At 31.7% G+C, this 23,245-nt stretch carries 25 protein-coding genes and 1 pseudogene; 21 read left to right on the top strand and 5 right to left on the bottom strand.

Features of this window, described 5'->3' with window-relative positions; translation table 11 throughout:
* The first annotated feature begins 45 nt into the window (after positions 1-45).
* The 4 genes from CN601_RS11285 to CN601_RS11270 all read left to right on the top strand — a co-directional run bounded on the left by CN601_RS11285 (position 46) and on the right by CN601_RS11270 (position 4,522).
* On the top strand, positions 46-249 hold the full coding sequence (locus tag CN601_RS11285; protein ID WP_098120026.1) for a YqgQ family protein: 204 nt from the start codon (positions 46-48) through the stop codon (positions 247-249).
* Between the two features lie 62 nt (positions 250-311).
* A complete protein-coding gene (locus tag CN601_RS11280; protein WP_098171089.1) occupies positions 312-1,283 on the top strand; it encodes an ROK family glucokinase in 972 nt (323 codons plus the stop codon).
* 300 nt (positions 1,284-1,583) lie between these two features.
* Positions 1,584-3,476 carry an LTA synthase family protein gene (locus CN601_RS11275; protein ID WP_142317333.1) on the top strand — a complete coding sequence of 631 codons (1,893 nt, stop codon included), beginning with the start codon at positions 1,584-1,586 and terminating at the stop codon, positions 3,474-3,476.
* A 107-nt stretch (positions 3,477-3,583) separates the two neighbouring features.
* Positions 3,584-4,522 carry a M14 family metallopeptidase gene (locus tag CN601_RS11270; protein WP_257131677.1) on the top strand — a complete coding sequence of 313 codons (939 nt, stop codon included), beginning with the start codon at positions 3,584-3,586 and terminating at the stop codon, positions 4,520-4,522.
* A gap of 85 nt (positions 4,523-4,607) precedes the next feature.
* Here CN601_RS11270 and CN601_RS11265 read toward each other — a convergent pair whose 3' ends face one another.
* A complete protein-coding gene (locus CN601_RS11265; RefSeq protein ID WP_098120029.1) occupies positions 4,608-4,784 on the bottom strand; it encodes a DUF2759 domain-containing protein in 177 nt (58 codons plus the stop codon).
* 158 nt (positions 4,785-4,942) lie between these two features.
* Here CN601_RS11265 and CN601_RS11260 point away from each other — a divergent pair, with 158 nt between their 5' ends.
* On the top strand, positions 4,943-5,569 hold the full coding sequence (locus CN601_RS11260) for an MBL fold metallo-hydrolase (protein WP_098120030.1): 627 nt from the start codon (positions 4,943-4,945) through the stop codon (positions 5,567-5,569).
* A gap of 9 nt (positions 5,570-5,578) precedes the next feature.
* Positions 5,579-6,709 (top strand): SAM-dependent methyltransferase, encoded by a 1,131-nt coding sequence (locus CN601_RS11255; protein WP_179865525.1) that lies wholly within the window; start codon positions 5,579-5,581, stop codon positions 6,707-6,709.
* A gap of 29 nt (positions 6,710-6,738) precedes the next feature.
* Here the strand turns inward: CN601_RS11255 and CN601_RS11250 are convergent, their stop codons facing one another.
* Positions 6,739-6,981 carry a DUF2626 domain-containing protein gene (locus CN601_RS11250; protein ID WP_098120032.1) on the bottom strand — a complete coding sequence of 81 codons (243 nt, stop codon included), beginning with the start codon at positions 6,979-6,981 and terminating at the stop codon, positions 6,739-6,741.
* A gap of 567 nt (positions 6,982-7,548) precedes the next feature.
* Here CN601_RS11250 and CN601_RS11245 point away from each other — a divergent pair.
* The 11 genes and pseudogenes from CN601_RS11245 to CN601_RS11195 all read left to right on the top strand — a co-directional run bounded on the left by CN601_RS11245 (position 7,549) and on the right by CN601_RS11195 (position 13,145).
* On the top strand, positions 7,549-7,869 hold the full coding sequence (locus tag CN601_RS11245; RefSeq protein WP_098120033.1) for a hypothetical protein: 321 nt from the start codon (positions 7,549-7,551) through the stop codon (positions 7,867-7,869).
* Between the two features lie 53 nt (positions 7,870-7,922).
* Positions 7,923-8,140, top strand: a pseudogene (locus CN601_RS27500) (ATPase, T2SS/T4P/T4SS family); the annotation flags it as partial.
* A 220-nt stretch (positions 8,141-8,360) separates the two neighbouring features.
* A complete protein-coding gene (gene comGA, locus CN601_RS11235; protein WP_179865524.1) occupies positions 8,361-9,422 on the top strand; it encodes a competence type IV pilus ATPase ComGA in 1,062 nt (353 codons plus the stop codon).
* Entirely contained in the window at positions 9,415-10,458 is a 1,044-nt protein-coding gene (gene comGB / locus CN601_RS11230; RefSeq protein ID WP_098171086.1) for a competence type IV pilus assembly protein ComGB, read from the top strand. The genes comGA and comGB overlap by 8 nt, the downstream gene beginning before the upstream one ends.
* Before the next feature lie 12 nt (positions 10,459-10,470).
* The gene (gene comGC / locus CN601_RS11225) at positions 10,471-10,833 is read left to right on the top strand and encodes a competence type IV pilus major pilin ComGC (RefSeq protein ID WP_257131676.1); all 363 of its coding nucleotides are present in this window, start codon (positions 10,471-10,473) and stop codon (positions 10,831-10,833) included.
* Positions 10,799-11,272 (top strand): competence type IV pilus minor pilin ComGD, encoded by a 474-nt coding sequence (gene comGD / locus CN601_RS11220; RefSeq protein WP_142317332.1) that lies wholly within the window; start codon positions 10,799-10,801, stop codon positions 11,270-11,272. Before comGC ends, comGD begins: the two co-directional genes overlap by 35 nt.
* Positions 11,259-11,588 (top strand): pilus assembly FimT family protein, encoded by a 330-nt coding sequence (locus CN601_RS11215; protein ID WP_098171084.1) that lies wholly within the window; start codon positions 11,259-11,261, stop codon positions 11,586-11,588. Before comGD ends, CN601_RS11215 begins: the two co-directional genes overlap by 14 nt.
* Positions 11,569-12,003, top strand: coding sequence for a competence type IV pilus minor pilin ComGF (comGF, locus tag CN601_RS11210; RefSeq protein ID WP_098171083.1), 435 nt, complete (start codon positions 11,569-11,571; stop codon positions 12,001-12,003). The genes CN601_RS11215 and comGF overlap by 20 nt, the downstream gene beginning before the upstream one ends.
* Positions 11,972-12,376, top strand: coding sequence for a hypothetical protein (locus tag CN601_RS11205; RefSeq protein ID WP_098171082.1), 405 nt, complete (start codon positions 11,972-11,974; stop codon positions 12,374-12,376). The genes comGF and CN601_RS11205 overlap by 32 nt, the downstream gene beginning before the upstream one ends.
* Before the next feature lie 13 nt (positions 12,377-12,389).
* Entirely contained in the window at positions 12,390-12,914 is a 525-nt protein-coding gene (locus CN601_RS11200) for a shikimate kinase (RefSeq protein WP_098171081.1), read from the top strand.
* A gap of 21 nt (positions 12,915-12,935) precedes the next feature.
* Entirely contained in the window at positions 12,936-13,145 is a 210-nt protein-coding gene (locus tag CN601_RS11195) for a YqzE family protein (protein WP_098120103.1), read from the top strand.
* A 44-nt stretch (positions 13,146-13,189) separates the two neighbouring features.
* Here the strand turns inward: CN601_RS11195 and CN601_RS11190 are convergent, their stop codons facing one another.
* Positions 13,190-13,996 (bottom strand): YqhG family protein, encoded by an 807-nt coding sequence (locus CN601_RS11190; protein ID WP_098120040.1) that lies wholly within the window; start codon positions 13,994-13,996, stop codon positions 13,190-13,192.
* Positions 13,983-15,668, bottom strand: coding sequence for a DEAD/DEAH box helicase (locus CN601_RS11185; RefSeq protein WP_098171080.1), 1,686 nt, complete (start codon positions 15,666-15,668; stop codon positions 13,983-13,985). Before CN601_RS11185 ends, CN601_RS11190 begins: the two co-directional genes overlap by 14 nt.
* Before the next feature lie 358 nt (positions 15,669-16,026).
* Here CN601_RS11185 and gcvT point away from each other — a divergent pair, with 358 nt between their 5' ends.
* The 3 genes from gcvT to gcvPB are packed head-to-tail and all read left to right on the top strand — an operon-like array spanning position 16,027 to position 19,971.
* Positions 16,027-17,130, top strand: a complete 1,104-nt coding sequence (gene gcvT, locus CN601_RS11180) for a glycine cleavage system aminomethyltransferase GcvT (protein ID WP_098120042.1) — start codon at positions 16,027-16,029, stop codon at positions 17,128-17,130.
* Positions 17,131-17,156: 26 nt separating this feature from the next.
* The gene (gcvPA, locus tag CN601_RS11175; protein ID WP_257131675.1) at positions 17,157-18,542 is read left to right on the top strand and encodes an aminomethyl-transferring glycine dehydrogenase subunit GcvPA; all 1,386 of its coding nucleotides are present in this window, start codon (positions 17,157-17,159) and stop codon (positions 18,540-18,542) included.
* Positions 18,514-19,971, top strand: coding sequence for an aminomethyl-transferring glycine dehydrogenase subunit GcvPB (gcvPB, locus tag CN601_RS11170; protein ID WP_098171079.1), 1,458 nt, complete (start codon positions 18,514-18,516; stop codon positions 19,969-19,971). The genes gcvPA and gcvPB overlap by 29 nt, the downstream gene beginning before the upstream one ends.
* A 513-nt stretch (positions 19,972-20,484) precedes the next feature.
* On the opposite strand, the gene CN601_RS11165 is transcribed toward gcvPB, so the two are convergent.
* Positions 20,485-22,041 (bottom strand): bifunctional metallophosphatase/5'-nucleotidase, encoded by a 1,557-nt coding sequence (locus tag CN601_RS11165; protein ID WP_098171150.1) that lies wholly within the window; start codon positions 22,039-22,041, stop codon positions 20,485-20,487.
* A 379-nt stretch (positions 22,042-22,420) separates the two neighbouring features.
* Here CN601_RS11165 and CN601_RS11160 point away from each other — a divergent pair, with 379 nt between their 5' ends.
* Complete coding sequence (locus CN601_RS11160; protein ID WP_098171078.1) at positions 22,421-23,116, top strand: sialidase family protein; 696 nt, start codon at positions 22,421-22,423, stop codon at positions 23,114-23,116.
* The last annotated feature ends 129 nt before the right edge of the window (positions 23,117-23,245 follow it).

Here is a 23,245-nt window from a genome sequence, read left to right as displayed (position 1 = left end):
TATACTAATTACATATTTAGAAAGATTAAATAGTAGGAGTTAAAAATGAAATCCGTATATGATATTCAACAATTTCTAAAGAATTATGGCACCTTTATATATACAGGTGATCGATTAGCAGACTTGATGTTAATGCAAGATGAGCTTAAAGAGTTATTTTTGGCAAATATTTTAGATATAAAAGATTTACAAGTGGCAACGTTGATCTTAAAAAAAGAGATGGATGTAATTAAAAATAAGACGGTTTGAAGAAAATCGTTTTTTTTTAGGATCGAATTGCAAGCGATTTCACAACGGAGGGAGAAGGCAAAATGGATAAAATGATTGTAGGCGTAGATTTAGGTGGGACAAGTATTAAATTGGCATTATTAACAGATAACGGGGAATTCATAGATAAATGGGAAGTGCCAACTGATAAATCAGATAGTGGTAAGCATATTCCAAAAACAATAACGATCGCGATTGAAGAAAAGCTAAACCAAATGAATAAAACAAAAGAAGATATAGCTGGAATCGGTATTGGTGCACCAGGTTCAGTTCGCCTTGAAGATGGATTAATATTTGCAGCAGTAAATTTAGGGTGGGTTAATTTTCCTTTAAAAGAAATTTTAGAAAAGGAATCTGGTATTCCCGTAATTGTTGATAATGATGCAAATATAGCTGCAGTAGGGGAAATGTGGAAGGGTGCTGGAAACGGTGCTAAAGACGTTGTAATGGTGACGTTAGGAACAGGTGTCGGCGGTGGCGTAATTGTAAATGGAGATGTAGCACACGGAATTAGTGGATCTGCAGGTGAAATTGGTCATATAACTGTTCAACTTGAAAATGGAGTACTTTGCAATTGTGGTAAAAGGGGTTGTTTAGAAACAATTTCTTCAGCTACTGGTATTGCAAGAATCGCAAACGAAAAATTACAAAATACGACAAAAGAGACGGTTTTAAAGGAAATTGCAAATGGGTCCCAAATTACAACTAAGGATGTATTTGAAGCTTATTCAAAAGGTGATGAGGTCGCAGAAGAAATTGTTAATCATGTAATGCGATATCTTGCTCTAGTCTTAGCTGGAGTAGGGAATACATTAAATCCAGAAAATATTATTATTGGCGGCGGAGTGTCAAATGCAGGAGAATTGTTATTGAAACCATTAAAAAGATATTTTGACGAATTTGCATTTACGACAGTTCGTGATTCGACAAAACTTTCAATTGCTAAATTAGGTAACGATGCAGGAGCAATTGGTGCAGCATATTTAGTGAAAAAGTTTATTACTAATGAAATTTAACTTAAATTTAAGGTGCTTCTAATTGAAGTACCTTATTATGTTTATTGTATTGAATTGAAAAAAAAATTAGTTATTTGACGACTGAACCAGTTTATGATAAATTGAATGACGTTAGAAAAAAACCTAAAGGTTACGTCAAATGATTTCTTACAATAATTCATACGATAAATACAATTAGTAGCTAATGATTGTATGAATCATTTAAAAATTCTTGGTAATAAATACCAATTAAATAGATATGTGAAACGCCAAACATTGTTTATAATAGATTAATAGTCTTTACAAGAGGAGGAACAGAATATGTGGAAAAAGTTTATCAAAAACTTTGGTTTCCCGTTACTTGCTGTATTCCTTTTATGGATTAAAGCAACTTTACTAAGCCAATTTTATTTTGATTTAGAAATTGAAAATTCAATGCAAGAATTTATCTTGATAATTGCACCTATATCTTCATTATTAATTTTTATCGGTATAAGTCTTTTTGCAAAAGGTCCAAAGAGAAATAGAGCAGTTATATGGATTAGTGCAATTATGTCATTCATTTTAATTGGTGACACAGCGTATTATTCGTTTTTCGATGATTTCGTTACAATCCCAGTTTTATTTATGACGCGCAACTTCGGTGATTTAGGGTCAAGTGTTAAAGCAATGATTAGTTATAAAACATTCTTTGCTTTTTCTGATATTTATATTCTAATTATCGCTAATCTTATTTGGGGTAAAAAATTCTTTACTACAGGTAACATTAAAGCTAAAGCAAGAACTGCTTATTTCTTAGGCGCTGTAGCTATTTTCTTAGTAAACCTTGGACTTGCTGAAACTGAGCGTCCTCAATTATTAACACGTTCTTTCGATAGAGAATACATTGTTAAATTCTTAGGTTTATACAACTATCATTTATATGATATGGTTATTCAATCAAAAACAACTGCTCAAAAAGCAATGGCTGATGATAGTCAATTAGCTGGTATTGAAAACTTTATTCGTGCGAACGATACAGGTGTAAATGCACAACTACACGGTAAGTATAAAGGTAAAAACGTTGTTGTAGTTTCATTAGAATCATTACAAAATTTCGTAATTGGACGAAAAGTTGATGGTAAAGAAATTACACCATTCTTAAATAAATTTACAAAAGAAAGTTATTACTTTGATAATTTCTACCACCAAACTGGACAAGGTAAAACTTCTGATGCTGAATTCTTAGTTGATAATAGTTTATTCCCATTGGATCGCGGAGCTGTATACTTTACTAACAGTAGTAATACGTTTACTGCTACTCCTGCTATTCTTAAAAAGGATCAAGGCTATTATACTTCAGTAATGCATTCAAATAATAAATCGTTCTGGAACCGAGATATGATGTATCCAAGTCTAGGCTACGATCGTTATTATAATGAAGCTGACTTTAAAGTATCTGCAGCTACTTCAATTGGCTGGGGTCTGAAAGATAAATATTTTGTTGAGCAATCTGTAGAAAAAATGGCTGCTGAACCTAAACCGTTCTACAACCGTATGATTACATTAACAAATCACTATCCGTTTGAGTTAGATGATAAAGATTTAATGATTCCTCGTTTAAAAACAGGAGACCAAACTGTTGATAATTATGTTACAACAGTTCGTTATTTAGATGAATCGATCAAACGTTTCATTGAAGAAATGAAAGCAAAAGGTTTATATGATAATACGATTATTGTTATGTATGGTGACCACTATGGTATTTCTGAAAACCATAATCGTGCAATGAGTGAAGTTTTAGGACAAGACATCACTCCTGCTGAACATGTTAAATTACAACAAGTACCTTTCTTTATCCACTTACCTGGACAAACTAAAGGTAAAACAATGCATGAAGTGGCAGGTCAAATTGACATTAAGCCTACAATCTTAAACTTATTAGGTGAAGATCCAAATAAAACATCTATCAACTTTGGTAATGATTTATTCTCTCCAAAACACAAAGATTTCGTAGTCTTCCGTGATGGTACAATTGTTACTGATAAGTATATTTATACTGGTGAGAAGATGTATGATCCAAAAACTGGTGAAGAATTAAAAGGTCAAAAACCACCTAAAGAAGATTTAGCAAAAGCAAATAAATCACTTGAGTACTCAAACTCAATCATTTATAAAGATTTACTACGTTTCTACCAAATCAAATATGATAAAGGTGAAACAAAGTTTGAATAACGACAAAAAGCACTTCCTTTAAGGGAGTGCTTTTCTTTATTTTTACTTCATACAATTAATTAGATAAATTTATATGAGGTTAGATAAATTTATATGAGGTGAAAATATTGAATAATAGTAATCGACCCTTTGTCTTCTATCCAAGAAGATATGATTTTAATGAACTAACTAATGATATCAGTTTACTAGTTGAAAAATTTCCTTTTCTTCGTGTGAATACAATCGGTTATAGTGTTTTGAACAAACCTATATACGAAATTGAGATTGGCAATGGTCCGAGAAAGATTCATTGGAATGGTTCATTTCATGCAAATGAATGGATTACAACCTGTGTCATAATGAAGATGGTTGTTTGGTTATGTAACACGTTAGCAATGGAGGATTTACCCTTCCATCAAGAGCTATTGTCCTTATTTAATCAAAATACATTATCGGTTGTACCAATGGTTAATCCTGATGGAGTAAATTTAGTTTTAAATGAAGTTGTTGATTATAAAGAATTTATGGATTTTGTTAATCTAATAAACAATGGAAATGATGGTTTTACTGGGTGGAAAGCGAATATAAGAGGTGTTGATTTAAATAATCAATTTCCGGCAAATTGGGAGATTGAAAAAGAAAGAAAGAAGCAAAAAACATACGCTCCAAGAGATTATCCAGGAGATGCGCCATTAACTGAACCAGAAGCAATTGCAATGAGCAATTTGGCGATTGAAAAGCAGTTTGATCTATTATTAGCACTCCATACACAAGGTAAGGAATTCTATTGGGGCTATGGTCAGCTTGAGCCGGCAATTTCGGAAGTTTATGCTAATTATTTTGCTAGTGTGAGTCCATATAAGGCGGTAAAAACGATTGATAGCCACGCAGGCTATAAAGATTGGTATATACAAGAATTTAGGAAACCTGGATTTACATTGGAATTAGGTAAAGGAATTAACCCATTGCCACTTTCTATGTTTGAAACCATTTTTTCAGAAACGTTTCCAATCCTATTAGGATCATTATTTAATTTAGAAAATTACCCCAACCAAACTTTAAAATAAAAAAGCTGACAATTTAATGTCAGCTTTTTTATTTTAAGTAACATGTTTCTATGTAGAAATTAGTACGCTACATAAAGAATAAATATTATAAGTGCGCTGGTGGATATCCGTTATGTAAAATTGTCATAATGGCAAACCAACCGAATAAAACTAATGTAGCTCCAGACCAAAAAATGGCTAAAAAGTTCTTCTTTTTTATTGATCCTAAAAAAGCTGGAACACTTAGAATAGCTACTAGTATAAAAATGATAACTGTACCCATTGTAAACCCCCTATAAATTTCTTCAAGCAACCCCTGTTTGCTATCACATCATTATTATTGTAAAACTTTTATGAACAATTGTCTATTTGAAATTAAGTGCTAAAACAAAATTATGATATAGTATTATATAGATTAAATAAAGAAAGCAGGGTATGAATATGAATGTTTTTCAATTACCGTTAGGTCCTTTACAAACTAATTGCTATATCATAAGTAATGATCTGAAAGAAGCAGTAATCTTTGATCCAGGCGAAGATGCTGATGTAATCTTTAATAAAATTGAAGAAAATGGATTAAAACCATTAGCAATTCTTTTAACGCATGCTCATTTTGACCATATTGGGGCTGTTGACGATGTGCGTGATGAGTATAATATACCCGTTTACATCCATAAATATGAAGCAGATTGGTTAACTGACGGTCAAAAAAATGGTTCTGAATTATTTATGAGAAATCAATCCATTTTTGCTAGGGAGGCAGATCACCTAATTGAAAAAGAAGGTAAAATGGAAATCGGTCATTTCTTATTTTCAATTTTTGAAACCCCAGGCCATTCACCAGGAAGTGTTTCATTTTATTGTAAAGAAATCAAAACAGTCTTTTCTGGAGATGCATTATTTGAAGGTAGTATTGGCCGTACAGATTTACCAGGTGGAGATCACGACCAACTTATTAGAAGTATAAAAGGTAAGCTTCTTTCATTACCTGATGATGTAGTCGTATGCAGTGGTCATGGTGATACAACAACAATTGGTGACGAGAAAAGGTATAATCCATTTCTTTAAGGTGAAATGATGAAAAACTTAATTTTTAACGCAATAAATAATAGTGAAGATCATTTTATTACATACGAACAATTTATTTCATTAGTACTTTATGATCCTGAAAAAGGTTATTATCAAATGGCTAATGAAAAAATTGGTCGAAAAGGTGATTTTTATACTTCAAGCTCAGTTGGTTTAATATATGGAGAAGTAATTGCAGCTACCTTTTGTCGATTTGTTAAGACTAATCTAATTGAACCTTTTTTTGTTGAAGTTGGCGGTGGAAACGGTAGATTTGCCTCATCCTTTCTGACGTATTGTGAAGAACTGGAGCCAGAAATATATAATCGATTAACTTACTATATAATTGATGCAAGTAAATATCATCGAAAATTACAACAAGAACTATTAGAAAACCATTTGAGTTGTAACTATTTCTCAAATATAGAAGAGATTGAACAAATCAATAACGGGATGATATTCTCAAACGAATTGTTTGACGCTTTACCAGTACGAGTAGTGGAATTCAATCATAACGAGTGGCAAGAGGTTGTAGTTACTCTTGATGAGCAAAATAATCTAAAAGAAAATCTTGTTAATATTAAAGATCCAATAATAAGCGATTTTCTAATAAGAAATCATTTTGATGGTAAAAATGGTCAAAGAGTTGAAATTCCGGTTGGAATGGAAAAATTATATGACCTTTTACAATCAAAACTTAATTATGGAATCATATTAACTGTTGATTATGGATTTACTAGAGAAGAATGGGATGCACCCCATCGAATCAAAGGAAGTTTGCGTGGTTATTCAAAACATGAAATGAAAACAAATTTATTTGAGAACTTAGGTACAATGGACATAACTACACATATACACTGGGATGAACTAAAGAATTTTGGAACGCTTAATAATATTGAAAATCTATACTTTTCTAGTCAAAGAGAGGCTTTATTAGATTTTGGAGTCTTAAATTGGCTCATTCCTCATGCTCAATCAAATCCATTTTCGAGTGAGTATAAACAAAATAGGGCAGTCCAATCACTGATTATGCCTGGTGGGATAAGCGATTCGTTTCAAGTCCTATTACAAACAAAGGGAATGTCAAAAATTGATCAAACTAAGTTGAATGAGTTAATTTCATTAAATGAATATAAATAAAAAAACCAGTCATATGACTGGTTTTCTTATTATTCACTAAAGCTAGGTACTAATAAGAAAGTACTATAATATGTAAATCCAATAAAGAACACAGTTAAGTATGCGCCAAAGATATAGATGTACATACGCTCAGAAAGCTTCAGAGAGCCTAATACAAAGAAAAATGCTGTTTGACATGCGAAAATAAGTGCTGCTGCTGACATATGTCCAACAAAAAACATTACTGTAAATATTGCTGTCCAAAATCCTAGAACGCGGAACATGCGATCCATTCTAAATCCCCCCATAAAAAATTTCTACCCATTCATTATTATAAAATAAGAAAGTTACAATTGTAAACAATGTATTAATACAATTCTAAATTGATACAAAGATAATGAATGTAGCTTATCCATTATTATTTTTCTTAATTTGATATTTTCTATACATTGCTTTAAAAATCACCATATTATTTTTCAATTTATTTTTGAATTTCAAGTCCATTATTTCGATAAAGTAACCTTTTGTTTGTATGGAAATATTGATGAAAACTAAGATTTTTAAACAAATATATAATTTTCATGATTTGATAGTCGATTGAAACGAAACTACAATCTCAGACGAATCATTAGTTATTCGAATTCACCCTCAAAAAAAACTTCTCCAATAGAAAGTCTATCCTAATTTCCATATACAATTCGTAAGCTTTTTTCTTTATTAAATCATACACTTGGATTAATGTTGTTTACAGGTCCTACAGATTGTGGAAAATACAAAAAATTTAAGGCATATAAATTTAGGAATAGTTTAACTATTAGTTATTTATACATGATATTATGAAAATGAAAGGTGGTGATATTGTGGTATGGTTTATTGTAATTGTAATTGTAATTATTGGTATAATACTTAAAATGAATAGCACTTCTAGCCGTAAGGAAGAAAAACATACTCCTGAAGAAATTATAGAAATTGCAGAATTCGAACTGAAATTCAGGTCAGAATTTGCAAAAAATAAAATGTTACTAAAGAGTGGTAAGATATCAGATAGACAATCAATGAAATGGTCAAAAAATTTATTGGAAGAACACAATGAAATCCAAAAAAAATACAATATAACAGAAGAAGAAATGTCTGAATACTATGAACTTGTATATTCTAAATCAAGCGTTTATCGTAATTAAAATTATTTCAAATCCTTAGTAAAACTAGGGATTTTTTATATTCCCTTAGTTATGGACAAACTGGTTGCGCTAAAACTACTACATTGTATTCTTTATTACAGTCAGCTAAAAAAGACATTGCAAGAAATATTATAACTTTAGAACACCCGATTGAAAGAAAGTCAGATGAATACTCTCAAGTACAAGTTAATGAGAAGGCCGGGCTAACTTATGCAACAGGTTTAAAAGCTATTCTTCAATCAGACCTGATATCGTAATGATAGGAGAAATAGATTTAATTAGTTTTTTTAAAAACTATCGTCTCAAAATTTATGTAGGACTACATCAATTTATTTTTGAATTTCAAGTCCATTATTTCGATAAAGTAACCTATAGTTTGTATGAAAATTTTGATGAAAACTAAGTTTTATAAACAAATACATAATTTTCATGATTTGATAGTCGATTGAAACGAAACTATAATTGCTACAAATGAGAAAGGGGGAAGAAATGTGGTATCGGTTGAAAATATGGTCGAAGAACTTTTAAAAAAAGCTTGTCATTTTGGTGCCTCGGATATTCATTTATTACCAAAACAAGATCACGTAGAAATTTATTTTCGTGTTGATGGCGATTTGAAAATCATTCAGCGAATTAATAAGGAGAAATCTAAGAGGATGATTACGCATTTAAAATTTTTAGGAAGTATGGATATAGGCGAAATAAGAAGGCCACAAACTGGAATATTAGTCGTTAATATAAACGACATATTATTATCGCTCCGATTGGCAACATTACCTACGATCTCGGACGAATCATTAGTTATTCGAATTCACCCACAACAAAAAATTTCTCCAATAGAAAGTCTATCCTTATTTCCATCTACAACTCGTAAGCTTTTGTCTTTATTACATCATTCACATGGATTAATGATGTTTACAGGTCCTACTGGTTGCGGTAAAACTACTACATTGTATTCTCTATTACAGTCAGCTAAAAAAGATATTGCAAGAAATATTATAACTTTAGAAGACCCAATTGAAAGGAAGTCAGATGAATACTCTCAGGTACAAGTTAATGAGAAAGCCGGGCTAACTTATGCAACAGGTTTAAAAGCTATTCTTCGATCAGATCCTGATATCGTAATGGTAGGAGAAATCCGAGATGAGGAGACAGCGAAAATCGCTGTTAGAGCTGCTTTAACAGGTCATTTAGTATTAACTACAATTCATTCTAACAATACTAAGGGTGCGATTTATAGAATGCTGGAGCTTGGGATTCCTAAAGAAGAATTATTCCAAGCGATCGTAGCAATCGTTTCACAGAGATTAGTTCAAGTAAAATGTCGTTTTTGTGAAGGTGAGTGTGAGCCGAATTGTTTCGTTCATCGAACAAACCGGAGATTAGGGGTATATGAACTACTGTATGGAAATGCATTAAATTCGGTCATAAAACAAATTAAAGGAAGCGATAAACAAATTCAATTCAACACTTTAAATGATCAACTCATTAAAGGATATGCTTTAGGATTTATTGATTATAAATCTTTAGACAAAAGTATGCTATATGGTTAAAAAGTTTATTAAAAGAAGGCTATCGTATAGTGAACAGGCTCGGCTTTTAAAAATACTAAGTGAACTTTTAGAAAAAGGATATCCCTTAATACAAGCGATTGAATTTCTAACGATACAATTCCAAGACGATGTTAAAGGATTAATTGAAAAAGCTAAAATATCATTGTTAGAAGGGCATTCATTTATTGAATTTGCTAAATTATTAAGGCTTCATCCAGACGTTCTTGTTTACTTGTATTATGCTAAAAAGCATGGCGATTTATCTTTTGCATTAAGTGAAGGTAGCTTTATGCTAACTAAAAAAATTCAACATAGAGCCTATTTAAGAAAAATCATGGGCTATCCTATTTTTCTAATTTCAATTCTTTTATTCATTTTATTTTTGTTTAAAAGTTTAATTATTCCTCAATATGAAATGCTTTTTTCTACGTTTCAATCCAACCAGCATTCGTTTATTTTCATCTACTTAAAATTTATAAAAAACTTACCTTCAATTATGTTTTTCTCACTGATCATACTTGGTTGCATTGTTTTTGTTTATTTAATTACGATAAAAAAATTAAATCCGATCGAGCGAATGAATAAATTTGTTCTCATCCCATTCGTTAGAAAATATTTAATCGCGATCAATACTTATGAATTTTCAATGCAATTAAGTATTTTACTACATGCTGGATTTCCAATTAGTGATGCATTAAAAACGATGCAGAATAATGAAAGTAGAACATTTTTAAAAGAAAAAGCGGTTGTTCTATATAATCAAATTCGCAATGGAATCTCTATGCAAGAAGCTTTAAGAAATGAACGTACATTTCATAGAGATTTATTATTTGTGATTGAACATGGCATGAACAATAGTACACTGGGAAAAGAACTTGCTGATTACGCTGATTATTTAAAAGATAGCATCGAAGAATATTTTCATCGATCAATAAAAATCATTCAACCAATTATTTTAATTCTTATCTCATCAAGTATTCTTTCTCTGTACGTAGCCATTTTATTTCCAATGTTTCAATTAATGAACAATATTTAGGAGGATTATGTTGTGAATGAGCGTGTGTTTACTTTAAAGAAAGTTCGTAAATATGCTCGTTTAGGGACTGACAAACTAAATGAGCAAAATGCATTCACCCTTATCGAAATGCTAATTGTTTTAACAATCATTTCCCTTTTATTATTACTTGTAATTCCAAATTTAGGAAAGCAACAAGAGTCAATCCAATCGAAAGGCTGTTTGGCACTACAAAAAATGGTTCAATCGAGCGTTGAGGCGTATAGGTTAGACAATGAACAATTACCAGAAAGTTTATCAAGTTTGAAGGAACAGGGCTATATAACAACTTATAAATGCAAAAATAAGGTTGAATTATCGTATGACAAATCGACTGGCACAGTATCGATGCCTTAAAAAAAGATTGGGGAATTCTCCTGGTTTTACGTTTATTGAATTGTTATTAGTCCTAACATTAATGATGATGTTATTAATTTTACCGATTTCTCAAGTTAGAAAAGTTGAAGATGAACAAAAACTAAGTTTATTTATACAAATGCTTCAGAATGATATTTTTCTTGCTCAAAGAAACGCAATATTAAAACAAATTCCAACTAGAATAATTTTTTATCAAAATAAATATGAGTTGGAGGATAATTTACTAAATCCACCAGTAGTAATTCGAAACTTTGACGAATTGATTAAGATTACCTATCTTACTTTAAAACCTCCATTACGATTCAACTCTGACGGTAATATTTCCAACTTTGGCACGATTTCAATTAAGTATAAAAAAATAGAATACATTGTTACTTTTTATTTGGGAAGTGGTCGATTTAAGTATGATAAAAAGTGAAAAGGGATTTACATTCATTGAGGCAATCATCTCATTAAACTTGCTAATTATTTTTTGTTTTATGATCGTTCCTTCAATGTCATTATTTTTACAAAAAAAAGATCAATTAACTATTAGAAATAGCGCAGATGATTTATTAACGGATATGGTGCATCTTTATTTTGTTAATAAAGAAGATTTTATAGAAGGTTTATATAAGAAGAATGGTAAAGATTTTTTTATAAAATTAAAGTCTAGAAATCATTCGCACTCGATTTGTGTTTCATGGGTCGATCGTGATAAGGAATGTGAAATATGTGAAAAAATTATTGGATGAAAAAGGGTTTACTTTAATCGAAACACTTTTTTCACTTGTTTTATTTTTAATGATTATCGCTATAACTACTTCAAGTTTAAAAAGCTTCGTTAAACGAAATTATCGCTATGAATCAGTTAATAAATTGGAATTAGATAATTTTATTAAAGAAGTTCAGAAAGAAGCAAATATAAGTAGCAGTTATAAAGTTTATTCAGATATGCTTTTATTTGAAGATTACGCTCATGTTCCAATTACTTATCGTAAGTATGCAACGATCATTCGGAGGCAAAAGCTTGGAACAGGACATGAAATAGTCCTTCAAAATATAAGAGACATTGAATATAGTCAAAATTACCAAAGTCAAATTTTAGTAAAAGTGGTTGATCTAAATGGTGGTATTTATGAAAAAACGATTCGAGTATTTACTAATTAAATTTAAGTGGCTTGATGAAAGCGGAATTTATTTACCTTATACAATATTTATGATAAATCTTTTATTAGTTTTTTTTCTAATTCAAGTTGATATCTTTCAATCAATTCACACTTTTTATAGCTATACAATTAGTCAAAATAATCTAGAGCGAGCACATATACAAGCAATTTACGAATTAAAAAGTGGAGAAATACCCTTTCAATCAAATACAATAAAGTATTATAATAATACAAAAATTGTCTGGAATTTCTCTTTAATAGCTAATGATGAATACCATGTTACATTAACTAGTAGTAATTCAAATATTAAAAAACATGTTGTTCAATTCAATTATAAAAAGAATTCAAACCAAGTATTTAAATGGATAGACTAAGTTGGAGGATGTAATGGAGTCAGTTTATTTAGTAGGATTTATGGGATGTGGAAAGTCAACTGTTGGTAAAGAACTAGCCAGAAGAATGAACAAAAAATTTATTGATTTAGATGAGGAAATTGTCATTCAAACAGGAAAAAGTATACCTGAATTGTTTAATGAATACGGTGAAAGTGGATTTCGTGATTTTGAAACGCAAATTTTAAGAAATGTATCAGGAAAAAAATCGGTTATTTCAACAGGTGGGGGCATCATACTGCGCGATGAAAATATTTGTTGTATGAAAGAAACTGGTAGTATTATCTATCTTGAAACATCAATTGATGTAATATTCGATCGAATTCACTTAGATTCTAATCGACCAAATGCTGTAAATCGAACGTTAGAGGAGTTAACCGTTTTATTTCAAAGTAGAGAAGCGCAATATAAAAAAGCGGATTTTAAAATATCAACGAATAATTTAACGCCAATTGAAATTGCGATGGAAATCATTGACTGTTTAAATTATTCAAAAGGAGGAGATAGTAGAAATAAGTGATAAGAAAGTAAGGTGATTTTTTTGAAAACGAATGATTATGTGAAATATATGACTGAACAGTTTATTAATTATATCGATCAGCCTAAAGAGAAGCGAGATTCAATGAAACAAGAAAAAGAGGATTTGAAAACACCATTTTCTACCAACATGTTTGGAATGTTACCATTGAGTATAGCTTTATATATGAAAAAAATTTCAAATCGAAAAGAAAAAGAAAAGAAAAGTATATAATTAAAAAGACTGATTTCCCTAAAAAACGAAATCAGTCTTTCTTTTTAATTTAAATCACTCATTGTGTTTGGTGATAAATAAAATAGTCCACCATTAATACAATCAACATGAATGATTGGTTCATAAAGTTCCTTTAATGCATTTAACTCAACATGATAATTTTCTGGTTTATCCTCATCATCTTTATAAAATTGATTTAGTAAATCTAAATCATGTTGCCATCTATTTCTTGCTTCTTCAGCCCAGCTTTTATCTTCAGCCTCAATTTTATTCCGAAGTAATTGTTCCATACGATTTAATCCACTAATTGGTTTAATGATCGGAGACATTGAATAGCAAAAGTCAGGAATTTTGGAGTTGAATTGAATTTTTTCAAGTTTTGTATGAAAATCCTCAATTATTTTTCCTGAAATCAAATGGATTCCAAAAGAATATAAATAATCTTTTTTATGATCACAAGTAAATGAAACTTGATAATTAACAGCTAACCAAGGATGAAGTGCAATCTGTTGGCCTATCGGTGCTTTTGTGTCTTCATAAAGTCTAATTGATTGTCCAAGTTCATTAACAATTGAGAAAATCTGGTGAAGACGAGGCGAGCCAAAATGAATTTGTTCGCCTTTAAGATCTTCCGGTGCATTATCACTATCAGTAATAATTGTTAATTTCATTGGATTTGGAATGCCACCAGTTTTTTCTAAGTAATGCCAATAGAAAGGTCGGTTCATTAATTTTTTATCCATGTCGATTGTTAATTGAATTTCTAAATATGTTGGCATTTTCTTTATGATTTCACAATCATTATGTTGGAAAAAATGTTCAATATAATCATTAATTTCATGTTGCTGCATAACTATCACCTGCTTGTTTATGTTGCTGTAATTGAATAATGGATGTTAAATTTTCCATTTTAATTTTCATTTCGCCTTCTGTTTTTGAATTAATAAAAATTTCATTCATATGGGCTTCGAAATCTTTATATGGAATTCGAGTTAAGATATCGTCAAGTTCACCAATTACACGTTCAAATAAATGAATTTTCTCATAAAGCAATCGTAAAATGTGTTCTTCAATCGAACCGACTGTTGCAAAATTATAGATGCTAACATCCTCTGTTTGTCCAAGACGATGAATACGACCAATTCTTTGTTCTAATCTCATTGGATTCCAAGGGAGGTCATAATTGATCATATTAGAACAGAATTGTAAGTTAATCCCTTCTCCACCAGCCTCGGTTGCTATTAGAACTTGTACCCTACTTTTAAATAATTCCTTCATCCAGTCTTTTTTTCCGCGTTTAAAACCACCACGAAATGGAACAGACGTAATGCCATTTTGTTTTAAAAACCATTGTAAGTACAATTGGGTAGCTCGATATTCAGTAAAAATAATTACTTTATCATTTATTTTTTTTATTAGTTCAACTACTTTATTTGCTTTTGAATTGGAGGTAATTTGATTAATCTGATTAAAAACTTTATCGACATAAGGATCATTCATATCAATATTTTCTTTTTCGAATCTCTGTAGCATTTTCTTCATCGAGACATATACAGCTTCACGACTACTACAAGCTTCTCTTTTAAATGTTAAAAAAGAGAAAGCTGATGTTACACCGGTATATTGTGATTTCTGCCATTCATCTATTAAGTCATATAGTTTTTGTTCATCTTCACTAAAATTAATTAGTACTGTTTCAACCTTACGCTTAGTCCACTCGATACCTGTATCTTGTCTACGATTTCGAACCATTACTTTTCCAATAAGTTCGCGCAGCATGTCTTCATGTTCTAATGAGCGGTTTTTAGCAGAAAAATATTCTTCAAAACTAGATTTATTACCTAAGTGACCTGGTTTTAATAATGAAACTAGGTGAAAGATTTCTTCAATATTGTTTTGAACTGGAGTAGCAGTTAATAGTAAACAATATTTCTTTTTAAGAAGTTGAACAAACTCATAGTTTTTTGTTTTATTATTTTTAAGTTTGTGAGCTTCATCGATAATGATTAGATCATAATTAATGTCTAATATTTTTTCGCGATGAGGTTCTCTTTTTGCCGTATCTATTGAAGAAACAACTACATCACAACTATCCCATACATAATTCTTTTTTTGTTGAGCTATTGCAGGGATATGGAATTTTGTATTTAATTCAAATGTCCACTGTGATACGAGGGAAGCTGGAACTAGAATTAGAACTTTATTAACTAATCCGCGAATCATGTATTCCTTTAAAATTAATCCTGCTTCAACTGTTTTACCTAAACCTACTTCATCGGCAAGAATTGCTTTACCGTTCATTTTTTCAATGACAGTCGTAGCAACTTCTAATTGATGGGGTAGTGGAGTTAAATTTGGTAAATGGGTAGGAGCAATCATACCGGTAAAAGAAGGAACTGCTAATTTCGTAGAAGTATGATATGCGAGTTTATAATTCTCCCAATTTGACCATGGTCCATCACTTTCTAGCTTTTCTAAGAACTCTTCCTGCCATTCTGTATGGAATTTAATCTCTATTGACATGCAAAATTCACCTATTTCTAATTTATATTAGATAATCATGAACGTTATAGTAGAATAACTGATATAATGTTCGTAATTTTATTTTTAAAAAAATTCACTTTGATATTGCTGAAACTTGTCGTTTAATGTTAGGATAATAGTGTAGAAAAAAGTAAAAATTTATTATTCTTTTATTAAACAAAAAACTCTTATTGTTAAGAAAAAACAGTTAATTATTACAGTTTGATAATATTTTCTTGTTTTCTACTAGTTTTTCCGAAAATATACAAAAATATGTAAATTATTTAATGGTTAGCTGGATGAACTATTAATTTAGTTTTCCATCATGCTAGCATGTAGATAAGGGGGAAATGGCTACATGACGACTTTATTACGCACACCATTGTTTGAAGATTACAAAGTATTAGGTGGTAAAACAATTGATTTTGGTGGCTGGGAGCTACCTGTTCAATTTTCAAGCATTAAAGAAGAACACGAAGCTGTTCGTACGGCAGCTGGTTTATTTGATGTTTCTCACATGGGAGAAGTTGAAGTAACTGGTAAAGATAGTCTTAAATATTTACAAAAAATGATGACAAATGATATTTCAAAATTAAATGAAGAAAGCGCATTATATACTGCTATGTGCTATGAAAACGCTGGGACTGTAGACGACTTACTAGTTTATAAGTATAACGATGAACACTATTTATTAGTTGTAAATGCGTCTAATATTGAAAAAGATTTCGAATGGTTACTTTCACATGTTGAAGGTGATGTAAAAGTAGAAAATAAAAGTAATGAAGTTGCACAATTAGCTCTACAAGGGCCAAAGTCTGTGGCAATTTTACAACGTCTAACTGAAGAAAACGTTACGGATATTAAGTACTTTACGTTTAAAAATAATGTATTAATTGGTGACCTAAATGTTTTAGTTTCACGTACAGGATACACTGGTGAAGATGGGTATGAATTATACTTAGCTGCTGAAGACGCGTCTAAACTTTGGACGTTACTATTAGAAGCAGGTAAGGAAGACGGTTTAAAACCATGTGGATTAGGTGCACGCGATACACTTCGTTTCGAAGCAGCGCTAGCTTTATATGGTCAAGAACTTACTAAAGACATTACTCCATTAGAAGCTGGTATCGGCTTTGCTGTGAAATTAAATAAAGAAGAAGATTTCTTCGGTAAAGAAGTTCTGAAAAATCAAAAAGAGCAAGGTGTACCTCGTAAACTTGTTGGAATTGAAATGATTGACAAAGGGATCCCAAGAACTCACTATCCTGTATATGTAAACGGGGAAGTAATTGGTGAAGTAACAAGTGGTACGCAATCTCCAACATTAAAGAAAAATATTGGCCTTGCATTAATTAAATCTGAATTTTCTGCTTTAGGCACTGAGCTTGAAGTTGAAATTCGAAATAAAAAATTAAAAGCTGTTGTAGTTTCAAAACCATTTTATAAAAGAGAGAAGAAGTAACTAGGGGGAGAAAGGGGATTACCTTAATGCATCGTTATTTACCAATGACAGAGCAAGATCGTCAAGAGATGTTAAAAGTAGTAGGCGTTTCATCAGTTGATGAATTATTTAGTGATATTCCTGAGAAAGTTCGTTTTAATGGCTTATTAAATATTAAAAAAGCTAAATCAGAAACTGATTTAATCCAGGAGTTAAGTGGATTAGCGAATAAAAATGCTAACTTAAGAGAGTATGTATCTTTCTTAGGTGCTGGTGTTTATGATCATTACTTACCAACAGTTGTAGATCATGTTATTTCACGTTCAGAGTTTTATACTGCTTATACGCCGTATCAACCTGAGATTTCACAAGGTGAACTTCAAGCAATTTTTGAATTCCAAACAATGATTTGTGAATTAACAGGTATGGCTGTAGCAAACTCTTCAATGTATGACGGTGGTACTTCTTTAGCGGAAGCAACTACTTTAGCAGCAGGTCACAATGGTAAAAAACGTATTTTAGTATCAAAAGGTGTTCATCCACAATCACGTGAAGTTATCTTATCTTATGCAAAAGGTCAACACTTAGAGGTTGTTGAAATCGGCATTAAAGATGGAAGAACTGATATAGAAGAATTAAAAAATGAAATGAATGATAATGTAGCATGTGTTGTTGTTCAATATCCTAACTTCTATGGACAAGTAGAAGAATTAGCAGAAATCGAACCAATTGCACATACTGGTAAAAGTTTATTCGTTGTTTCAAGTAATCCATTAGCATTAGCAGCTTTAACTCCTCCAGGTGAATTCGGAGCGGATATCGTTGCAGGTGATGCTCAAACATTTGGTATTCCAACTCAATTTGGCGGACCTCACTGTGGATATTTTGCTACAACAACTAAATTAATGAGAAAAATGCCAGGTCGTTTAGTTGGTCAAACTGTTGATGGAGAAGGTCGTCGCGGTTTCGTATTAACATTACAAGCACGTGAACAACATATTCGTCGTGACAAAGCGACTTCAAATATTTGTTCTAACCAAGCTCTAAATGCATTAGCAGCTTCTGTTGCTATGACAGCTCTTGGTAAAAATGGTGCTGTAGAAATGGCAATGCAAAATATTTCTCGTACTCAATATATGAAGAAAAAATTAATTGAAAACGGTATCGAAGTTGTATTCCAAGGTGCTGCATTCAACGAACTAGTAATTGATGTGAAACAAAACGTTTCAGAAATCAATAAACAATTATTTACAAAGAAAATTATCGGTGGTTATGACTTAGCAAAAGTTGAACCTACTATGGAAAATCATATGTTAATCGCAGTAACTGAATTACGTTCTAAACAACATATTGATACATTTGTAGAAGAGTTAGCACTATTAGTAGACGGAAAGGGGATTCAACATGCTGAAGGATCAACCGTTAGTTTTTGAGATAAGTAAAGAAGGTCGTATTGCATATAGTCTTCCTACATGGGATGTAGAAGAAATAGATCTTAATGAAGTGATTCCAAGTGCTTATATCCGTAAAGAAAAAGCGGAATTACCAGAGGTTTCTGAATTAGATTTAATGCGCCATTATACTGCATTATCTAAACGTAATCATGGTTTAGATTCTGGATTCTATCCTCTTGGATCATGTACGATGAAATACAATCCAAAAATCAATGAAGCTGTAGCACGTTTTGCAGGTTTTGCACATATTCACCCACTTCAAGATGAATATACAGTGCAAGGTGCCCTTGAATTAATGCATGAGCTTCAAACAGAATTAAAAGAAATTACTGGTATGGATGAAGTAACATTACAACCAGCTGCTGGTGCTCATGGTGAGTGGACAGGATTAATGATTATCCGTGCTTATCACGAAAGCCGCGGTGACTTCAACCGTACTAAAGTAATCGTACCAGACTCAGCTCACGGTACAAACCCAGCATCTGCTACTGTAGCAGGCTTTGAAACGATCACTGTTAAATCAAATGAAAAAGGTTTAGTAGACCTTGAAGATTTACGTCGTGTAGTTGATGAAAATGTTGCAGCATTAATGCTTACAAACCCTAATACATTAGGTCTTTTCGAAGAAGATATTTATGAAATCTCTGAAATCATCCACGCTGCTGGTGGTAAAGTTTACTATGATGGAGCAAACTTAAATGCTGTATTAAGTAAAGCACGCCCAGGAGATATGGGATTTGACGTAGTTCACTTAAATCTTCATAAAACATTCACTGGTCCTCACGGTGGTGGAGGTCCTGGTTCTGGTCCTGTTGGAGTTAAAGCAGATTTAATTCCTTACTTACCAGCACCAATCGTTGAGAAGGTTGGAGATGAGTACGTATTAAATGCAGATCGTCCAGAAACAATTGGTCGAGTTAAACCTTTCTTCGGAAACTTTGGAATTAATGTTCGTGCATACACTTACATTCGTTCAATGGGTCCTGAAGGATTAAAACAAGTAACAGAAGATGCTGTATTAAATGCTAACTACATGATGCGTCGTTTAGAGCCTCATTACGATCTACCATTCGATCGTCATTGTAAGCATGAATTCGTATTAAGTGGAAAACGTCAAAAGAAATTAGGCGTACGTACATTAGATATCGCAAAACGCCTATTAGACTTTGGTTACCATCCACCAACAATTTACTTCCCATTAAACGTGGAAGAGTGTATCATGATTGAACCAACTGAAACTGAATCTAAAGAAACTTTAGATGCGTTCGTTGATGCAATGATTACAATCGCTAAAGAAGCAGAAGAAAATCCAGAAATCGTACAAGAAGCTCCACATACAACAGTTGTAAGCCGTCTTGACGAAACTTTAGCGGCACGTAAACCAGTATTACGTTACATTAAAGCATAAGTAAAAAGTTCCCTTTTGTTAGGGAACTTTTTTTTGTCTGATTTAACTATAAAAACAGAGTAAAGGGCTTATAAGCAAGCAAAAAGGAAGAATCTGAAAATATGATACTCATAAGAGGATCATGAGTTAAAAAAAGAACAAGAAGAAGGAAATAATTAACTCATAAAGGGTTCATGAGTTAAAAAAAGAGCAAGAAGAATTAATAAGTTAACTCATAAAGATTACAATAAAAGGCCAATCCAAAATAACACGGATTAGGCCCTTATTTGTGTTGCCTATAATCTAAAAAAATGGACAAACACTTCCAACAGACAGATAATAGCAACGTAGAAGTAAAAGGAATCCGAAATCCCCCTAATAATTGATGTGAAATAAAAAGCTGACTCAAATAAGTTGTTTTTCAACGAATTTTTGAGTCAGCTTCTTTTTTGTTAAAAATAAAAAAGATGAGGAGCTTAAAAAATAATTCTACAGAAAACTTTACAATCGAGCCATTTAAGTAACTTTCTTTATCTATTTTATCCGAATGATCCGTCCATCATATACTGCGACCAATGGATTTTTTTGTTCCTTCACATAATTTTCAAATGCATCTAAATCAGTTTGACCTTCGATTTTATTTTTACCATCAAGTAAAACGGAGAAATTGTCACCGCCATTTGAGAGATAGCTATTCGTTGTAACACTATACTTAGTTTGAGGATTTATTGGGATACCATCTGTTCGCATAATATTAATCACTTTTTGGCCGGGTTGCTTACTATCATCCCAAGTATATTTTAAACCAGAAATTTGTAGCATTCGAACGTTTCCGTTATCCTGCCATTGTTGATTGAGCAGTTTTCGGATTTGTTCACCAGTTAAAGTCATCTTAACAAGTTTAAGTTTAAATGGTTGGATTGTGACCAATTCATCCATCGTTACATCCCCTTTAGGAAGATCAGCACGTATACCACTAAAGTTCATAAATGCAAAATCGGAATTCATTGCAGTGCGTTGTGAATCTGCAATTATACTTCCTAAACTGGATTCTCCGTTATGATTTTTCTTACTAAAAACGTCGTTTGCTGCTTTTCCAACAACTTTATTAACAACGGGTGCAATTTTTGATTCATATTTTTGAATCATTACTTTTATTTCAGAATCTGGTTTAAATGCATCTTGATAGACCATCACGATTTTAGCCTGTTTGTCTATGATATCTTTCGTTTTAGTATCGATTTTTAACTGAATATCAGAGAAAGCTGTTCCGTAAGAATATGCTTGCACAATCAGTTTTCCATTTACTTCTTTATTAAGATAAGTATGTGTATGCCCAGAAATAATAACGTCAACTTCATCATCCATTTTCTTTGCCATTCGAACAATATCACCTGTAACTTTTCCAGTAGATTTGGATTGACTTCCTCCATCATGTGCGAGTACGACAATTGATTTCACACCTTGTTTTTTTAGTGCTTCTACAGAATGGTTAATTGCTGTTGCTTCATCAATAAACTTTACTCCAGCGGTTTGATTAGGTGGTGCAATTTTTGGAGTATCTTTTATTACGACACCAATAAATCCAATCGGTACACCATTTATTTTTTTTATACTATATGGAGGTAGAATTGTCTTACTTGTTTTATCATCAATTACGTTAGCACATAAATATGGGAAGTTTGCTCCGTTAAAGTATTCAGTTTTTGAATTTTTTCCTCCGTGTATTAGCTTCATCATTTCTTTTACACCGCGATCGAATTCGTGATTACCTAGTGTTCCATAGTCAAAATCCATCTTGTTTAATACTTCAATGGTAGGTTCATCTTGGAGAAATGAAGAGATTGGAGGACTACCGCCAACCATATCACCAGCATGAACTAAAATAGTGTTTTGGTTTTCTTTTTTCTTTTGTTTCAAATATGCGGAAAGATAAGCTGCTCCGCCAACATTCCTTCCTTTAAATTTTCGAGTTGTATTCAATTGTCCATGAAAATCGTTAATGCCGAGTAATTGTACTTGAATGAAACGGTCCTTATCTTTCTTGTTGTGAATAGGAATGTCTAGTGCTGCCGGTTTACCGGAGACCATAAATACACCCACAGATAATGTAGTCGTAAGAACAAAAGCAAAAGCTGCCTTTTTCAATGCGTTCCAATTCAAAATTTTCTCCCTCCTATTTCGCTAGTAGGTTACTTACTAAGCATAGGAAAGGAATGTAAAAACAACTTTGCTTTAGTGTGAATTTTCAGTTAAATTTTAAAACAAAAAATAAAAGAAAGCTTATGTATAATCTTATAAGTCTTCGGAAAATTATAGTAAGCTATTAGTTAATCTAATTAACTAATAGCTATTTTAAAGAGAATATAAGAAAAAATTAATACGTTAAAGGTTCGTTAAAGGTATGTCTTCTACTATTGTTACTGTAAGACAGCTGCTTACATAAATCAGAATATAGGAGGAAATTAAAATGCAAGAAAGATTTAAAACGTTGTTAAATACAACAAAAAAGAAGGCAGTTGCAGCATCAGTATGTAGCGCTTTAGTGTTAGGCATCGGTTCAGGAGCTGTATACGCTGCTAATAATGATGGATCCAAAGTTAAAAGTGAGGAAGCTTCTGTTTCTCTACAAGGTGAAAAAGTTATGACAAAAATGTTAGTTAAAAATGAAAATGGTGTTATCAGTCACTCAATTGATGATGGTAAAACATGGATTCCAGGTGCACCTGAAGGGGGAAAAATAATTCATGATGTAGATGGAAAAGAATCATTTATAATTGGTGAAGCTAAATCCGCACCTTCTGGAGGTTTAATGGTAAAGAATGAGAACGGAAAGCTTAAGTTCTCAAAAGACAGTGGGAAGACTTGGAGCGAAAAAGCACCTGATCATTTTAAAATCGAAAAAGGCAATGGAGCTGTTTTTGAGAAAAGGAAGCTGATTATAAAAAAAGAAAATGGTGCTGTTAAAATTTCTAAAGACGGTGGTAAAACTTGGATTAAAGGTGAGCCAGAAAAATTGAAAGAACCATTTATGACAAAGAATGAAAACGGTAAAGTGATGTTTTCTACAGATGGAGGAAAAACTTGGTCTGAGAATGCTCCAAAAGGTGTAACAATTATAAAAAATGAAGATGGTTCAATTATTGTTAAAAAGAAAATTGATTAATGATCGGCACTAAGACAGAAATTACATGAAATTTTCACATCCATATAAGTGAATTTAATAACAGCAAGTATATACTTAGAGCATCTTCAACAAATGAGAAGTGTACAGCTCATTTGTTGGAGTTGCTTC

Source organism: Bacillus sp. AFS017336 (genome assembly GCF_002555445.1).
Classification (GTDB): domain Bacteria; phylum Bacillota; class Bacilli; order Bacillales; family Bacillaceae_G; genus Gottfriedia.
The sequence above is the reverse complement of the archived record's forward strand: the minus strand, read 5'-3'. Positions and strand labels throughout refer to the sequence as shown.

What these genes read in the sequence shown, in the direction of transcription:
- CN601_RS11285 (WP_098120026.1), top strand. Translation starts at nt 46, where the DNA reads ATGAAATCCGTATATGATATTCAACAATTTCTAAAGAATTATGGCACC.
- CN601_RS11280 (WP_098171089.1), top strand. Translation starts at nt 312, where the DNA reads ATGGATAAAATGATTGTAGGCGTAGATTTAGGTGGGACAAGTATTAAA.
- CN601_RS11275 (WP_142317333.1), top strand. Translation starts at nt 1,584, where the DNA reads ATGTGGAAAAAGTTTATCAAAAACTTTGGTTTCCCGTTACTTGCTGTA.
- CN601_RS11265 (WP_098120029.1), bottom strand. Translation starts at nt 4,784, where the DNA reads ATGGGTACAGTTATCATTTTTATACTAGTAGCTATTCTAAGTGTTCCA.
- CN601_RS11260 (WP_098120030.1), top strand. Translation starts at nt 4,943, where the DNA reads ATGAATGTTTTTCAATTACCGTTAGGTCCTTTACAAACTAATTGCTAT.
- CN601_RS11255 (WP_179865525.1), top strand. Translation starts at nt 5,579, where the DNA reads ATGAAAAACTTAATTTTTAACGCAATAAATAATAGTGAAGATCATTTT.
- CN601_RS11250 (WP_098120032.1), bottom strand. Translation starts at nt 6,981, where the DNA reads ATGGATCGCATGTTCCGCGTTCTAGGATTTTGGACAGCAATATTTACA.
- comGB (WP_098171086.1), top strand. Translation starts at nt 9,415, where the DNA reads ATGGTTAAAAAGTTTATTAAAAGAAGGCTATCGTATAGTGAACAGGCT.
- comGD (WP_142317332.1), top strand. Translation starts at nt 10,799, where the DNA reads ATGACAAATCGACTGGCACAGTATCGATGCCTTAAAAAAAGATTGGGG.
- CN601_RS11215 (WP_098171084.1), top strand. Translation starts at nt 11,259, where the DNA reads ATGATAAAAAGTGAAAAGGGATTTACATTCATTGAGGCAATCATCTCA.
- CN601_RS11205 (WP_098171082.1), top strand. Translation starts at nt 11,972, where the DNA reads ATGAAAAAACGATTCGAGTATTTACTAATTAAATTTAAGTGGCTTGAT.
- CN601_RS11200 (WP_098171081.1), top strand. Translation starts at nt 12,390, where the DNA reads ATGGAGTCAGTTTATTTAGTAGGATTTATGGGATGTGGAAAGTCAACT.
- CN601_RS11190 (WP_098120040.1), bottom strand. Translation starts at nt 13,996, where the DNA reads ATGCAGCAACATGAAATTAATGATTATATTGAACATTTTTTCCAACAT.
- CN601_RS11185 (WP_098171080.1), bottom strand. Translation starts at nt 15,668, where the DNA reads ATGTCAATAGAGATTAAATTCCATACAGAATGGCAGGAAGAGTTCTTA.
- gcvT (WP_098120042.1), top strand. Translation starts at nt 16,027, where the DNA reads ATGACGACTTTATTACGCACACCATTGTTTGAAGATTACAAAGTATTA.
- gcvPA (WP_257131675.1), top strand. Translation starts at nt 17,157, where the DNA reads ATGCATCGTTATTTACCAATGACAGAGCAAGATCGTCAAGAGATGTTA.
- gcvPB (WP_098171079.1), top strand. Translation starts at nt 18,514, where the DNA reads ATGCTGAAGGATCAACCGTTAGTTTTTGAGATAAGTAAAGAAGGTCGT.
- CN601_RS11165 (WP_098171150.1), bottom strand. Translation starts at nt 22,041, where the DNA reads ATGGTCTCCGGTAAACCGGCAGCACTAGACATTCCTATTCACAACAAG.
- CN601_RS11160 (WP_098171078.1), top strand. Translation starts at nt 22,421, where the DNA reads ATGCAAGAAAGATTTAAAACGTTGTTAAATACAACAAAAAAGAAGGCA.